Annotated in this window: 12 protein-coding genes and 2 rRNA genes; 7 read left to right on the top strand and 7 right to left on the bottom strand. The window is 42.0% G+C overall.

Annotation, left to right across the window (positions count from 1 at the left end):
- Positions 1-52 precede the first annotated feature (52 nt).
- A complete protein-coding gene (locus FTU64_RS01675; RefSeq protein ID WP_078192607.1) occupies positions 53-673 on the top strand; it encodes a TIGR00730 family Rossman fold protein in 621 nt (206 codons plus the stop codon).
- Between the two features lie 84 nt (positions 674-757).
- On the opposite strand, the gene FTU64_RS01670 is transcribed toward FTU64_RS01675, so the two are convergent.
- Entirely contained in the window at positions 758-1723 is a 966-nt protein-coding gene (locus FTU64_RS01670) for a hypothetical protein (protein ID WP_180010710.1), read from the bottom strand.
- Positions 1724-2218: 495 nt separating this feature from the next.
- Between FTU64_RS01670 and mdtD the strand changes: the two genes are divergently transcribed.
- The 6 genes from mdtD (at position 2219) to FTU64_RS01640 (ending at position 8603) form a co-directional block, all read left to right on the top strand.
- Positions 2219-3610 carry a multidrug transporter subunit MdtD gene (gene mdtD, locus FTU64_RS01665; protein ID WP_180059110.1) on the top strand — a complete coding sequence of 464 codons (1392 nt, stop codon included), beginning with the start codon at positions 2219-2221 and terminating at the stop codon, positions 3608-3610.
- Between the two features lie 77 nt (positions 3611-3687).
- Positions 3688-4473: a GH25 family lysozyme gene (locus FTU64_RS01660; RefSeq protein ID WP_180059109.1), complete on the top strand. Its 786-nt coding sequence runs from the start codon at positions 3688-3690 to the stop codon at positions 4471-4473.
- 59 nt (positions 4474-4532) lie between these two features.
- Positions 4533-5546, top strand: a complete 1014-nt coding sequence (locus FTU64_RS01655; RefSeq protein ID WP_180059108.1) for an MBL fold metallo-hydrolase — start codon at positions 4533-4535, stop codon at positions 5544-5546.
- Between the two features lie 63 nt (positions 5547-5609).
- Positions 5610-6665 carry a DNA polymerase IV gene (dinB, locus tag FTU64_RS01650; RefSeq protein ID WP_180055479.1) on the top strand — a complete coding sequence of 352 codons (1056 nt, stop codon included), beginning with the start codon at positions 5610-5612 and terminating at the stop codon, positions 6663-6665.
- Positions 6666-6900: 235 nt separating this feature from the next.
- The gene (gene shiA / locus FTU64_RS01645) at positions 6901-8217 is read left to right on the top strand and encodes a shikimate transporter (RefSeq protein ID WP_180055491.1); all 1317 of its coding nucleotides are present in this window, start codon (positions 6901-6903) and stop codon (positions 8215-8217) included.
- Positions 8218-8246: 29 nt separating this feature from the next.
- Positions 8247-8603 (top strand): RidA family protein, encoded by a 357-nt coding sequence (locus tag FTU64_RS01640; protein ID WP_180055480.1) that lies wholly within the window; start codon positions 8247-8249, stop codon positions 8601-8603.
- An 81-nt stretch (positions 8604-8684) separates the two neighbouring features.
- Here the strand turns inward: FTU64_RS01640 and FTU64_RS01635 are convergent, their stop codons facing one another.
- The 6 genes from FTU64_RS01635 to FTU64_RS01610 form a co-directional block, all read right to left on the bottom strand.
- A complete protein-coding gene (locus FTU64_RS01635) occupies positions 8685-9227 on the bottom strand; it encodes a DUF2726 domain-containing protein (protein WP_078189487.1) in 543 nt (180 codons plus the stop codon).
- 434 nt (positions 9228-9661) lie between these two features.
- Entirely contained in the window at positions 9662-12073 is a 2412-nt protein-coding gene (locus tag FTU64_RS01630; RefSeq protein ID WP_180055481.1) for a YgiQ family radical SAM protein, read from the bottom strand.
- Between the two features lie 247 nt (positions 12074-12320).
- A complete protein-coding gene (locus FTU64_RS01625; protein ID WP_180055482.1) occupies positions 12321-13133 on the bottom strand; it encodes a M48 family metallopeptidase in 813 nt (270 codons plus the stop codon).
- A gap of 315 nt (positions 13134-13448) precedes the next feature.
- Positions 13449-14648: an MFS transporter gene (locus tag FTU64_RS01620; protein ID WP_180055483.1), complete on the bottom strand. Its 1200-nt coding sequence runs from the start codon at positions 14646-14648 to the stop codon at positions 13449-13451.
- Positions 14649-14803: 155 nt separating this feature from the next.
- Positions 14804-14918: ribosomal RNA gene (gene rrf, locus FTU64_RS01615) — 5S ribosomal RNA — on the bottom strand.
- Positions 14919-15172: 254 nt separating this feature from the next.
- Positions 15173-15278, bottom strand: a 23S ribosomal RNA gene (locus tag FTU64_RS01610); the annotation flags it as partial.

Genomic DNA, 15278 nt, shown 5'->3' with positions numbered 1-15278 from the left:
CTGCCAATGTAGTGTCATAAAAAATAACATGCTAAGGTAAAATTAAAACGTAATGAATAGCGGATTAAAAATGACAGAAAAACGTGGTAATCCTTCTCCTGCTACAACACAACCTTTAATCGCACTGTATTGCGGCTCCCGCTCTGGTAACAATCCAATTTATCAAGAAAAAGCCATCGCATTAGCGCAAGGCTTGGCTGAACATGGTTTTGGTCTGGTCTATGGTGGCGCCAGTATTGGCCTGATGGGTCAAGTTGCTGACGCTGTGGTCGATCATGGCGGCGAAGCTGTGGGTGTGATTCCTGAGTTTATGTTGGATTATGAAATTGCACATAATCATTTGACTGAATTACACGTCGTACGCAGTATGCATGAGCGTAAAGCCATGATGGCAGAACGTGCCAGTGCCTTTGTTGCTCTGCCCGGTGGTCTCGGTACATTCGAAGAAATTTTAGAAATCGCCACTTGGGGACAGTTGAATCAACACCAAAAACCGATGATGCTTTATAACGTCAATGGCTTCTATGATGCACTAATTGCACAATTAGACCATGCGGTCGCTGAAGGTTTCTTGCCGCCGCAGCATCGTGCCAAACTGATCGTATGTAATTCTTCGAAGCAGATCTTTAGCGCACTGAAAAATTTAGATTGCCCGAAAAATTTCGTGGTCTAACTGTATTTTAGATGTCAAAAAGGGGAATAAAGTATTCCCCTTTTTTTATTGCTCGATGTTACTTCAAATCAAGATCGTGTCGACTTAACCTGACACCACACGATAGAACCATGGCAAGGTTGTCGCTAAGAAAATACTCATCAACAAACCAAGCATCAATTTCATCGCATCTTTGCTGACATTTCGTGAAGTTCGATATTTATTCACTTCATGTAAATGCATGGACATGGCAAATTCACGTCCTGCGAGTAAGCCCAAGAACACCCAAGTGGTACTCATTGGAATATTACTCCACTCTTTGAACACCAATAAAATCAAGGCATACATAAAGTCGATAATGGTTGCCGAGCGGATATCAGCCACACCTGTTTTGGTGTCGATAATGCCCTGAATCGCCCCACCACGTTGGTACAAAATGATCCCAAGCAGTACGATAAACACCACAATTGCAAAAATCAGGAACTCCAGCGGCACCTGACGAGGGACGTAGACAAAAATATTGGCCAAATCCTGAATCAGCCACTGACTCCATAAAAATGCCGTCGAAACCCACTGTAGTCCCACCCAAATATTCGAGGGGGTTTCATCACGTGTTTTACTGAAATAAACCGAGATGCCTTTAATTACAAAACGATAAACAATAATTGCGACAACAAAAGCTACCGCATAACCCATCATGGACTTGGTTAACATCGAGCCGAGACTACTCGGAGAGAAAATCGTTAACACTAAGAATGTGGTGCTGACTGGGATTCCGTAGCGAGTCAAAATGATCAGTAAGATCGGTGGCACAATATAGAGCCACGTGACCCCTTCTGCGGGAAATGGAATCGTTTCTAAACGACCATAAGATGCATCCTCCACGCCAGAACTGTACCAACCATAAACCAATACAATGGCTAAAATACTGCTGACATAGATCCACAACAGCCACCAAGGGCGATGCGCATTGGATGAAATAAAGGTTCCCAATGTCTGTGGCACATCATTACCGACAATAGAATAGGCCGCGAGACAGAAGCCTATGACCATCAGAATTTCGATTGTCATGAAAATAAAACACCTTTGCCATAAAGAAAAAGCCCTCCAATAAATGAAGGACTTGAACGCATTATGACAGTTTATCTGGCGTTCATACAATTTCGTGCCATGCTTTTCTCGACACTAAAATAAAAACCTCAAATAAAACAAATGCTTTAAACTTTAATTATTTCAATTTAATCTGATAAACCGCCGTGCTACCGCTCACTTCATTTCCAACCACCAACAAAGGTTAAGCATTGGGCAAATCTTTGGCGGCAATAAAAATCAGATCTTCAGGTCCCACATCGCCTTGTTTAATCACATCAGCGCCGAAATTTGTAGTTTCATGTTTTCATTCGTCTTTTATTAAAATATGACCAATTTATAAACATTAGGTTGCATAGAGATGAAACTTTCATTGCATTTTTCTTGCAATTTTTTGGCTCAATTATGCAAAGCTTTTACTACATCTGAATGGCAATATTCATTTAAACTGTTTAAAAATCTCAGCTTTATTGACTTATGAATAGCACGCCAACACATCAGGCTTTACAACCCGAATTTAGACTTCTTGTGCTATTGGTCTCTATTGGCTTTTTTATGCAAGGGCTGGATACGACCATCGTCAATACAGCAATCCCTGCTATGGCGAGAAGTCTAGGTGAAGACCCACTTCAAATGCATAGTGTGGTCGTGGCCTATGTCTTGTCCGTTGCGGCGTGTATTCCCTTAAGTGGTTGGTTGGCCGATCGTTTTGGCGTACGAAATACTTATTTCACAGCCATTATTATTTTTACGTTAGCATCGCTAGGCTGCGGCATGGCCAATAGCCTGAATGAGCTGCTGGTTTATCGGGTAATTCAGGGCATAGGTGGCGCATTACTGCTGCCTGTTGGGCGTTTGGCGATGCTCAAAGTGATTCCTCGGACACAGTTTTTATCGGCTATGAGTCTGATGAGCCTTGCTGGTTTAATGGGCCCCTTAATTGGCCCTACCCTTGGCGGTTGGATGGTGGAAGTCGCAACATGGCATTGGATCTTTTTAATTAACATTCCAATGGGACTGTTAGGAGTACTTATTACCTTTAAAGCCATGCCCAATGTGACCGAACCGAGCGTACAACGCTTCGACTTTATGGGCTTTTTCTTATTGGTCATCGCCATGGTGGGTTTATCGTTAGGCATTGAAAACTTTGCTAGCCCGCATCTGCCGCTATGGTGGAGCCTGCTATTAGTCGCTGCGGGGATCATCGCCAGTTTGATCTATGCCTTTCATGCACATACTCACGCCAATGCGCTGTTTCGCAGTAAATTATTTCAAAATCGGATCTATGCCATCGGTATTATCGGCAACTTCTTTGCCCGCCTTGGCGGCAATGCCATGCCATTTTTGATTCCCTTAATGCTACAAGTGGCTTTTGGCTTTGAGCCATTTATCACAGGTTTATTGATGATACCGACGGTACTCGGTTCATTGGCATCAAAACCGATTATTCGTCAAATTATTCAACGCTTTGGCTATCGTAAAGTGTTATTGGTAAATACTTTCTTGGTCGGTGCCTGTATTTGCAGTTTTGCACTCTCTACGGCTGAAACCCCCACTTGGTTACGTGCCTTACACTTTTTTATTTTTGGTATTTTAAACTCGCTGCAATTCGTTTCGATGAATACCTTAACCCTCAAAGATTTACCCCAACAAGATGCCAGCAGTGGCAACAGTTTCTTGTCGATGATTATGATGGTGTCGATGAGTATCGGTGTGGCTTTGGCAGGGACTTTAGTCAACGTGTTTACGGCCTATTATGGTCCTGCACAAATCGAAACGGCATTCCATAGCACCTTGATTTTACTCGGCTGCATTAACCTGATTACCGCAGCGATTTTTTGGCAAATTCCTAAACATGTGGATGTCTAAACCTGTGTCATCGGGCAAATCTATGACAGTTCAGCCCCTAAAGGGTTATGATAAAAAGGACACTTGGATACATTTTCATGCCTAAAAAAGCCAAATCACGTACCACAAAAAGTTCACTCAAAAAATACAGCCCGATTATTGCACTCAGCGCTATCAGCGGCGTCATGGTGGTGGCTGGATTGGGTTATTTAGCTGTGATGCCACATCGCCCTGCATCTGCAGAAGAATATCCCGTCAAAGGCTTTGATGTTTCTCATCATCAAAAAGATATTCAATGGTCAAAAATTTCACCTAAAAAATACCAATTCGTTTATCTCAAAGCTACGGAAGGTGGTGATTTTAAAGATCGAAAATTTCAAGATAACTGGTTACAAGCGCGGGAAAACGGCTTTTTAGTTGGGGCCTATCATTTTTATCGTCTGTGCCGTGATGGCAAGATTCAGGCAGAAAATTTTATTGCTTCCGTGCCGAAAAAAGCCGATGCCCTTCCTCCCGTGATTGATTTGGAATATGACACCAACTGCATTAACACCTACAGCAAAGAGCAGTTACTCAAAGAAATCACTTATATGCATGATCGCTTGCACCGCCATTATGGCAAACAACCGATTTTTTATACCTCGAAGTCTTTTTATAATATTGTTTTAGCTGGCGAGTTTAAACAGACGCCGCTGTGGGTCCGTGAATATAAAGGCCCGCCCGATCTAAAAAACAATCCGAAATGGCTGATTTGGCAACATACCAATCAAGGACAAATTCAAGGCATCTCGACCAGCGTCGATTTAAATGTATTTTCAGGTGATGATAAGGCTTGGACTGATTTTTTAGACAAAAATGGCGTTTCCCCGATCAAACCCCGTTGATTTATTCACCGACTCAGGACAACATCGAACAAAATAATCCATGAAAACTGAGTCGCAGGATGCGTATTTTAAAAATTTTTCTTATTATATTTTCAGTCTTTATGATCCTCGCCATCGGGATATTGGCATATTTGATCCAACCTTCAGGGACCTTGGCAGCGTTTAAAACGTGGCATTATCAACTTCCCACACAAAGCACTACAGATACTCGCTCAGCGGCGCCCTATCACGTCAAATTCTTTGGCGTTTCCACCTTACTTTTTGACGATGGCCAAGAGCAAATTCTCATAGACGGCTTCTTTAGTCGACCTTCACTCAGTCGGACCGTATTTACTCAAATCCAAAGTGATCAGCCTTTATTACATAGCTATATCGACCAATACGACTTAAAACGCACTCGTGCTATTTTCGTGACTCATTCGCATTATGATCATGCGCTCGATATTCCAATGTTGGCCCACCAACTCCCCAAGGCCATAATTATCGGCTCTAAAAGTACCTTAAATATCGCACGGGCGATGCCAATCGCTGAATCACAATTACACGAAGTTCAAGCTTGGCAACCGATGCAAATCGGTAAATTCACCATTACTGCCATCCCCTCGCAACATACACCGCCAACGGCCGTTAATGATGATTTGGGAGAAGAAATTTCGCAGCCACTGCAACTCCCTGCACATTTTAGTGCGTTTAAAGAAGGTGGATCGTATGATTATCTCATCCAACATGGGCCGCATTACAGTTTAGTCAAAGCCAGTACTGGTGCTGTGCCCAAACAGTTGCAAAAACTAAAAGTCGATACTTTATTTTTAGGCATTGCCCAACTTTCCAAGCAAACGGCAGCGTTTCAACAGCAATATTTCAAAGAAACCTTAGCGATTCTTCAACCCAGTACCGTGATTCCAATTCATTGGGATAATTTTTTCAAACCACTGAATCCAGAGCTCGAATTTTTGCCCCGCTTTGCCGATGACACCCCTCAAAGCCTAAATCTATTAATACAGTCGGCAGCAACTCAAAACACCAAGGTGGTTTTACTCAGTCAACCTGTGTCGTTCGAGTTAAAAAATTGAGGAAAGTGCTGGATTGACTGTGCGATACTGAAATTCAATTTTTAGGCACTGATCTAACTAGGCATGAGGAAAATTATACATATCGACATGGATGCATTCTTTGCATCAGTAGAGCTGCGGGAACGTCCAGAACTCAAGCAGCTTCCTGTTGTTGTGTCTTCACATCACCCTCGTGCAGTCATCTGTGCCGCGTCCTATCCTGCACGTGAGTTTGGTTTACGCTCAGCAATGTCAATGGCACAGGCCCGTAAACTCTGTCCACAGGTCGTGGTGATCGAACCTAATTTTGAAAAATATCGTGCTGTTTCGGCGCAAATTCATGCCATTTTTCAACGCTATACGTCTCTGATTGAGCCGCTATCTTTAGACGAAGCTTATTTGGACGTCACAGAAAATTTACAACACATTCCGAGCGCCACCGAAGTCGCTATGCGAATTCAGGCAGAGATTTTACAAAGAACTGGTTTAACTGCCTCCGCAGGTGTCGCGCCCAATAAATTTTTGGCTAAAGTCGCTTCTGATTGGAACAAACCCAATGGCATTTGTATTATCAAACCATCACAAGTTCTGCATTTCATCCATAACTTGGCACTGAAAAAAATTCCCGGTGTGGGAAGAGTCACTCAAGAAAAATTAAAAGCCATGCAACTCAATACATTGGGTGATTTACAACAAATTGAAGAAGCCGTTCTGATTCATCATTTCGGTAAATATGGACGGCAACTCTATCTGTATGCGCAAGGGATTGATGAACGACCGGTCCAATCTAGCCGCGAGCGTCAACAGATTTCCAAAGAAACCACTTTTGATGATGATCTCACCCTGAGCCAATGTCGGCCCTATTGGCCCAAACTGATTGACCAAGTTTGGTCTAGTTTAGAAAAAAAGCAGTTAAGCGCACGTGGTGTATCGGCCAAATTAAAACTGAAGAATTTCCAAGTGCTACAGCACAGTAAGAGTTTTAAAACGTCACTGAATCATCGTGAAGACCTTGCGCAGGTGTTACAGCAATTACTGCATGAAATGCATATTTCTGAGGAAGATCAATTTCGCCTGATTGGCGTAGGGGTCTATCAATTAAGTGCGCAAAACCAAGAAGCACAACTTTCGCTGCTCTAAAAACTTCAAGAAGATCATATTTGCTTAAGATTTAGGCAGAAGAACAAAATTAAAGCAATTAGCTATTCACAAAGCCTAAAATTAGAGTACTCTATCAGCGCACTACATTATCCGTGTATGCGCTGAGATGCTGAAAATCACCTTTACTTTCAGCATGCTGTCCTGTGATTGGCGTGACGATCAAATCCGAATATTACAGGGCAACTCTGTTGTCAATCATGGAATACCCCGCTGTATGCCTTCTGAAAAATCTGCTCCAAATCCTCAAAATATTTCACAAAATCAAGAACAACGCGCTCGTAAAGCCGCATTAAGTAGCTTCATTGGTGCCGTAGTCGATTGGTACGATTTTTTACTTTATGGCATTGTTGCCGCACTCATTTTCAAAGATCAGTTTTTCCCCAGTATTGGCAACAATATGGGCACACTTGCTGCCTTGGCGACCTTTGGCGTTGGCTTCTTGTTCCGCCCCTTAGGCGGCATTGTGTTTGGACATTTTGGTGACAAGCTGGGTCGTAAGAAAATGTTGGTGCTCACCGTCATCCTGATGGGTATTTCGACGGTCGGCATTGGTTTATTACCCAATTTTGCGGCCATCGGTTGGTGGGCCCCGATCCTGCTCGTGACACTTCGAGCAATACAGGGTTTTGCGGTTGGTGGAGAATGGGGCGGCGCTGCCCTGATGGCTGTAGAAAATGCCCCGAAAGGCAAAAAAGCCTTTTACAGCAGTGGTGTACAAATTGGCTATGGCGTAGGACTTGTTCTTGCAACAGGCGCTGTGTCTTTGATTATTGCCACTTTGGGCGAAGATGCTTTTGCTGATTGGGCATGGCGAATTCCCTTTATTGCCAGTATTATCTTGCTGGCTATCGCGATGTGGATTCGACGTGATCAAGACGAATCTCAAGAATTCGTCGACCATGTGGTCAAAGCTCAACAAACGCCGCAAAAATTACCGATTCTGCAAGCAATTAGCCAACACCCCAAAGCCTTTTTCTACATTATTGCGCTGCGCCTGACCGAGTTACTCACCATGTATTTGGTGACGAACTTTGCACTGAATTATTCCACCGCTCAATTGGGCATGGACAAACAGTTCTTCCTCAATATCACCTTAATGGTTGGTGCCATTAGCTGTTTCAGCATTCCCCTCTTTGCGTGGCTAGCAGATCGATTTGATCATCGTAAAATGTGCGTGCTGGGTGGATTGATTGGTGCGCTTTCAGCTTTTCCCTTCTTCATGGCCCTTGATGCACAAAATACTTGGCTAATTATTGTCGGTGCGATTTTCCTTGCCAATATTGCCCATGATATGGTGGTGAGTGTACACCAACCGATTTTCACCTCCCTGTTTGGTACCGCCTATCGCTATAGTGGCGCAGGTGTCGGCTATCAAGTGGCCAGTATTATCGGTGGTGGCTTTACCCCAATGATTGCAGCAGCTTTGGTGATTTTGGGTGATGGTTCATGGCATTATGTGGCAATCTACCTTGCTGTCGGCTGTTTATTGACGGCCTTTGTTGCCGCTACAATGCCTAAAACTCAAGATTAAGTGACCTTTTTGCTTTCAGGATATTCCACATGACCATCCAACGCCTGCATGTTTCAAAACGCTTTTCCGAAATCGCTATTTCTGGTCAATTGGTCCATTTGGCAGGTCAATTGGCAACAGACCTTGATTTAGACATCAAAGGACAAACACAGCAAACATTTGAGATCATTGATCAATTTCTTGCAGATGCCGGTACAGATAAAAGCAAGATTATGTCAGTGACCATTTATCTGAAAGATATTGAACAGGATTATGCAGCATTTAATGAAGTATGGGATGCGTGGGTGTCAGACATTGAAGCATTACCCAGAACTTGTGTTGAAGCCAAATTATACGACCCGCGTGTACTGGTAGAATTAACCGTCGTAGCCGTTAAGCCTGAATAATCATTAAGCCTAAATAACCATTAAAAAAAAGCATGTCTAAAGACACGCTTTTTTTTGCAAAAGGCTTTGCTCTTTGAATCCCTAAGATCCAATAATTTTGATCTTTTTACGTTCCAAATCTGAATATAAATGATATTTTTTCAAATCATTAACCGGTACAAATGGCGCTTGTACACGCTGCTCATTTAAGAAATCTTCGCGTAATTGAACGTACTCAGGCACATCATCATAACGAATGACCCGATAGCCTGCCAAAGCAAGCAAAGCATCTTGATATTGCGACTGCTGCATCCGTTTTAGCACCATTGGATCATCTAAAGCGACGATCGCCAAGATCTGATGCTGTTCATCTAAGACGACAAAGTCCGCCACCATATTTCGATACTTGTTCCGCGTACGATAATATTTCGTGGTCAACAGTGCATCAAAAGACACATGCGCGAGGATCGTATGCTTAGGCAAAATTTCTTTTAAACGCGTGTAGGTTAATTGCTCATTAATGTTGAAAATAGCACGTTGTTTCAATGCGCTATCTTGTTGCTTAGAATCACCTTCTAAACTTTTCCAAGCCATTATGAGCACACAGAAGAGTAAAATACTCCCTATTACTATGTATATAGTCATCTCATAATCCTTTATATTTCTTATATTTTTGGTTTTTGACATACTTCTTATGAATACGAAGTATACAACCAGTATTATTTTTTTAATTTCCTATTAAAAAAAATAACTCTAACTTTCACACAATACGTATTTAAACTGACAAAAAGTTGCAAACTTAAAGCGTCAAACATCACATGCCACTTCGTTCAGAGTAATAGCATCCATTGCTATATATTGATACTTTAGATCATTCGCTAAAACGACAGCAAGTGCATTTCCTCTCACTGTCTGACAATTCCGATAAGCTGTCAAATTTTGCTCGTATTTCATTGAGATAACCGACGCACATATGGCATTAAGCTTGTAACAACATATAAAAATGCAAACTGTCTGATGCTGCCGAGCATATCAGCCATAAAAAAAGACACCGAAGTGTCTTTTTTTATTTCATCATTTTAAGCGCGTGATTTAGGCTTCGATTTTCCTTTGGGTTTCGAACCGCCAAAAGGTTTTTTCGCTTCACCCGTTTCACGCGGCGGCAGACCAGTATGCTGCGTCAAAATTTGACCACGCTCAGGACGCTTCTTGGTATTTGAAGGACGCGATTGAGCAGCCTTCGTCCGATTACCTTGTTCACCTGTACGTTTTTGTGAATCACCCGCAATACTTGAGTTCTTTTTACGCGCAGACTGGTATTGACCCTCAGCACTACCCGCAGGCTGATACGTCGGAATCAAATGCTGTTTTGAGTTCCCTATCAGATCCTGACGCCCCATTTCTTTGAGCGCTTCACGTAGCAATGGCCAGTTGTTTGGATCATGGTAACGCAAGAAGGCTTTATGCAAACGACGGCGTTTTTCACCTTTCACGATATCGACATTTTCGGTATAACGCGCCACTTTAGCCAGCGGGTTTTTACCTGTGTAGTACATGGTTGTTGCAGTCGCCATTGGTGATGGATAGAAGGTTTGCACCTGATCGGCACGGAAACCATTCTTTTTCAGCCAAATCGCCAAGTTCATCATGTCATAGTCCGTCGTACCCGGATGCGCTGCAATAAAGTAAGGAATGAGATACTGCTCTTTCCCTGCTTCCTTACTAAAACGATCAAACATTTGTTTGAAACGGTCATAGGTCCCGATCCCCGGTTTCATCATCTTCGATAATGGACCTTTTTCGGTATGTTCAGGCGCAATCTTCAAGTAACCGCCGACGTGATGTGTCACCAATTCTTTGACATATTCTGGGTTTAACACCGCAAGGTCATAGCGTAAACCAGAACCAATTAGAATCTTTTTAATCCCCGGCAATGAACGCGCTTTACGGTATAACTGGGTTAAAGGCGCATGATCGGTGTGCAAGTTTTGACATACACCTGGGAATACACACGACGGCTTACGGCAGTTCTTTTCAATCTCAGGATCTTTACATGCCAAGCGGTACATATTGGCCGTTGGGCCGCCTAAGTCAGAAATGATCCCAGTAAAGCCTGGTGCAGTATCACGAATTTTTTCAACTTCACGTAAAATCGATTCTTCAGAACGGTTTTGAATGATACGCCCTTCATGCTCTGTAATTGAGCAGAAGGTACAGCCGCCAAAACAACCACGCATAATGTTTACAGAGAACTTAATCATGTCAAAGGCAGGAAAACGCGCTTCACCATACGCAGGATGTGGCAGACGTGCATATGGCAAGTCAAACACATAATCCATTTCTTCTGTAGTCAATGGAATCGGCGGTGCATTCAGCCAAACATCACGTTCACCATGCTTTTGCACCATCGCGCGCGCATTGCCCGGATTGGTTTCCAAATGCAAAATACGGTTGGCATGTGCATACAGCACAGGATCATTCGCCACATCTTCATAGGCAGGCAAACGAATCACCGCCAATTCACGCGGCGGCAATTTATGCTTAATAGCTTTTGATGCAGGCTGCAGCTGCACGATTTGCGTATCGGCGTCTAAGTTATCACCTTCACGAACAATCGGATTTGCTACCGCTTCTTTTTGGAAGCCTTGATATTGCGTAACGCTGTCTTTGCCTTTTTCGATTTCACAGCCTTCAAGGTCTTCGGTCATCACATAAGGATTAATGATCGGATCGACACGGCCAATCGCATCGACATCATTCGATGCGATTTCAACAAACTTCGCTTTTGAAGCCCTGTTATTTTTATTCACAATAAATGCTGTACCGCGGACATCCGTAATCTCTTGGATTTTTTCACCGCGGGCCAAACGATGCATGATTTCCGTGATTGAACGTTCACCATTACCATACATCAATAGATCGGCTTTCGAGTCCATCAATACTGAACGGCGGACTTTGTCTGACCAATAATCATAATGTGCAATACGGCGCAGCGAGGCTTCAATACCGCCCAATAATACAGGCACATCTGGATAAGCTTCACGCACACGCTGGCAATAGACTGTTGCTGCGCGGTCTGGACGTTTATTCGGCTGATTATCCGGAGAATACGCATCATCTGAACGGATTTTACGGTCAGCTGTATAACGGTTGATCATCGAATCCATGTTGCCGGCTGTCACGCCCCAAGCAATATTCGGTTTACCTAATACACGGAACGCTTCTACATTGGTCCAGTCTGGCTGAGCAATAATCCCGACACGGAAACCTTGTGCTTCAAGGGTACGGCCGATGATCCCTGAACAGAATGATGGATGATCGATATACGCATCACCGCAAACCAAAATAAAGTCGCAGCTGTCCCAACCGAGTTGATCCATTTCTTCGCGTGACATCGGCAAAAATGGCGCAGGGTCAAAACATGACGCCCAATATTTGTCGTAATCAAACAACGCTTTTGGCGCAGTCTGCATAGTATAAGCAGTAGACATGGCTAGCAATTCTCGGCTGGCAGATGGAATGATCTGAAAAAAGATCAAAGAAGATGAAAGCCGATCATTTTACCATGAATTCCATTCATCATGCTTGATTATAATTTATACAATAGCTACAGAATCATTGATTTGTTTTATATAGTCATCAGATTTAACAGTGCGATAGCAGCATCTAAAAACCAGATTTAAATAGTTCATGAGCAACATGGCTTCAGCCTAAAATCAATCTAGAATGTGCCATGAGTTATCGCATTTTATTCAACATTACGGCCTGCGCCTGTTGAAATTGAATGTGCATTTCAGGTAAATATTTTTCAATATAAATCTTACGTTTATCTATACTGTCTTGAGTCATTAATGGTTTTACATCAAGCATTTGACGGCGTGTCGTTTCCTGCTGATATTTATGCCAAAAACTCAATGCTGCATTTGGATCAAAACCCGCTTTCGACATCAGATCAAGTGCAAGGACATCTGCTTCCAGTTCAAATTTTGAAACTTTAGGCAAAAAAACAGCTTGCCCAGTCACACTACTGGCCGCAGTAGCAAGCGCGCCGATACCTGCAGTTGAAGAAATCATCGCCACCTGACTAGCAAACAGCAAGGAAATCTTCTCACGATGATGATCACGCAATGCATGTGCCATTTCATGCGCCATCACAAATGCCAATTCATCTTCAGTCAGCTTTAAACTCCAGTACAAACCCGTATTAATGACAATTTTCCCACTTGGAAAACCATGTGCATTTAAATCTTTATTGAGATTCCCACTGACTTGCCAATCCCATTGACTCGAACCATGGCGGTAAAACTCCGCATTTTGCTTGAGTTTATTTAAAACTTGATCCAATTTCGGATCGATGATCAAAAGTTTCTTGTCTTTCGCCTGATGAATAAATTGTTGATAGGTTCTATCTGCCTGTTTAGTTAATAACTTTTGAGGAACGATAAAAAACTGTCTACGCTCTGCGCCTGCTGTCCCTAAATTCGTGGTATTTGCACAAGCTGAAATTAAGATAAAAACCAAAGCCATCATTAAAATAGTTATATTTTTCATAATCACCTTCAGTTTAAAACTAATGATGATCTATTTATAATTCCAACCAAAAATAAATGCAAAAACATTCAGAATATACACATAAACATTAAATATCAATTACTTAAAAATATAATAAATTTTAAAAATGATAAACAAAAATATTTTATTTATTATATTGTGATGCGTTTCATTATTATGAGGCACCTTTTAAAAGGCATATTAGACCAAAGTTGTATAATCATAAAAATAGTAAATTCCGCCATTTTTATAGCGTTATTTATATTAAAAAATAGATGTAAAACGAATATTAAATAATAGCTTATTCACATATTTCTATTTTAATTTATTCAATTGTATTGCTAAAAATAAACCGATCATCAAGATAACAGCAATAAAGCCCGTCAACCCAATCCAACCAGACATCTCCCAAACCAAACCACTACTGCTACCCAAAATACTGGAACCTAAGTAGTAGCAAAATAAATACAGGGATGAACCTACGGCACGGTACTGCAGGGATTGAACCGAAACCCAACTACTTGCCGTGGAATGCGCTGCAAAAAAAGCGAAAGTGAATACAATCAGCCCCAAAATGACTGACCAAAATGCCGGAATGAGCATGATCAGCAGCCCCAACAACATCATGATCAGCATCGAAGGTAAAACTTTTGCCCGTCCAAAGCGTTTCCCCCAACTTGCAGCCCGAGGTGAACTATATATTCCTGCCAAATAAGCTATGGAGATTAGGCCAATCCAAGTTTGAGAAAGTTGATAAGGTTCTTCTAATAGGTGGTAGCTCATATAATTAAATATAGAGACAAAACATCCCATGAGGATAAAACCTTGAAGGAATAAGATTCTAAGCTTAGGATCTACTAAATTTTTAACGAAAGATTCATAAAATCGGTTGAAAAGAATGGGATAAGCTTGAAAATGTTGAGATGCTGGAAGTAATAAGAAGAACGCTGTGGCTATACAGAGGTTAATGATGCCGATAATCATCATGGCATTTTGCCAACTAATATAATCAATCAATACCCCAGCAATGAGACGCCCCCCCATTCCGCCAATTGCGGTCCCTGAAATATACAGGCCCATTGCAAAGCCTATATCTTTTTGCGCAATTTCCTCTCCAATATAAGTCATTGCAACAGCAGCAACACCGCTAACACTTAATCCGATCAGCACGCGATTCAGCAAAAATATTTCCCAAAGCGGAAATATAGAACTAATGATTGAAAGTGACGCTGCCAAAAATAAAGCGGTGACCATCACAGGCTTGCGTCCGAATCGATCTGAAATCAAACCAGTGAACAGCAGCCCTACCGCTAAGGCAATGGTTGAAAAAGATAAAGGAAAACTGCTATCTGTCGGACTGACATGAAAATAATCAGCAAAAATGGGCATCATCGGTTGTACACAATACAACGATGAAAAAATTGCGAAGCCCGCTAAAAATAAAGAAAATAAAATGGCAAGAAATGGTCGTGTGCCATATTCAATATAAGGAGAATTTGTGGCTAAATCAGACATGAGCTTTCCATCAATGACACGGATAGTATACGCCTTTCAGCCTTTAATTTAAAAATCACATAAAAATGAATGAAGAATTCTTTGTTTTTTCCGCCCCTTTTCTCCCCGCATAAAAAAACACCCCCTGCACTAGTCAGGGGGTGTTTCGAATAATGAGCTGGCGATGACTTACTCTCACATGGGTAACCCCACACTACCATCAGCGCTAAGAGGTTTCACTTCTGAGTTCGGGAAGGGATCAGGTGGTTCACTCTTGCTATTGTCGCCAGCACAACTGTTATGGATACTTGCTTAGTCTAATCTCAGAGCAGTGCTCTTCGTGCTAAGTTTTCTACCAAATGAGTTATTAACAGGTATATTTGAGTTGATTTTAACATAAAGCATAGCTTTATGTCTTGCGCTCGGACAAACATAATTAATGTTTGTTTATTCCTCGCTCATGTATCTAGCTTTTCAACTAAATCAAGTTTGATTGATTATATGTGAATCAATTGATGCTTTACATACAACTGTTTGGGTGTTGTATAGTCAAGCCTCACGAGCAATTAGTATTGGTCAGCTTCATGCGTCACCGCACTTCCACATCCAACCTATCAACGTCGTAGTCTTCAACGGCTCTTTAGTGGACAT

Origin of the sequence: Acinetobacter sp. YH12128 (assembly GCF_013418655.1) — a bacterium.
Taxonomy (GTDB): Bacteria; Pseudomonadota; Gammaproteobacteria; order Pseudomonadales; family Moraxellaceae; genus Acinetobacter; species Acinetobacter amyesii.
Note: the sequence above shows the minus strand (reverse complement) of the source record. Positions and strands in the feature narration are given on the sequence as shown.

Coding starts and splice junctions, on each gene's coding strand:
- FTU64_RS01675 (WP_078192607.1), top strand. CDS start 53: ATGAATAGCGGATTAAAAATGACAGAAAAACGTGGTAATCCTTCTCCT.
- FTU64_RS01670 (WP_180010710.1), bottom strand. CDS start 1,723: ATGACAATCGAAATTCTGATGGTCATAGGCTTCTGTCTCGCGGCCTAT.
- mdtD (WP_180059110.1), top strand. CDS start 2,219: ATGAATAGCACGCCAACACATCAGGCTTTACAACCCGAATTTAGACTT.
- FTU64_RS01660 (WP_180059109.1), top strand. CDS start 3,688: ATGCCTAAAAAAGCCAAATCACGTACCACAAAAAGTTCACTCAAAAAA.
- FTU64_RS01655 (WP_180059108.1), top strand. CDS start 4,533: ATGCGTATTTTAAAAATTTTTCTTATTATATTTTCAGTCTTTATGATC.
- dinB (WP_180055479.1), top strand. CDS start 5,610: ATGAGGAAAATTATACATATCGACATGGATGCATTCTTTGCATCAGTA.
- shiA (WP_180055491.1), top strand. CDS start 6,901: ATGCCTTCTGAAAAATCTGCTCCAAATCCTCAAAATATTTCACAAAAT.
- FTU64_RS01640 (WP_180055480.1), top strand. CDS start 8,247: ATGACCATCCAACGCCTGCATGTTTCAAAACGCTTTTCCGAAATCGCT.
- FTU64_RS01635 (WP_078189487.1), bottom strand. CDS start 9,227: ATGACTATATACATAGTAATAGGGAGTATTTTACTCTTCTGTGTGCTC.
- FTU64_RS01630 (WP_180055481.1), bottom strand. CDS start 12,073: ATGTCTACTGCTTATACTATGCAGACTGCGCCAAAAGCGTTGTTTGAT.
- FTU64_RS01625 (WP_180055482.1), bottom strand. CDS start 13,133: ATGAAAAATATAACTATTTTAATGATGGCTTTGGTTTTTATCTTAATT.
- FTU64_RS01620 (WP_180055483.1), bottom strand. CDS start 14,648: ATGTCTGATTTAGCCACAAATTCTCCTTATATTGAATATGGCACACGA.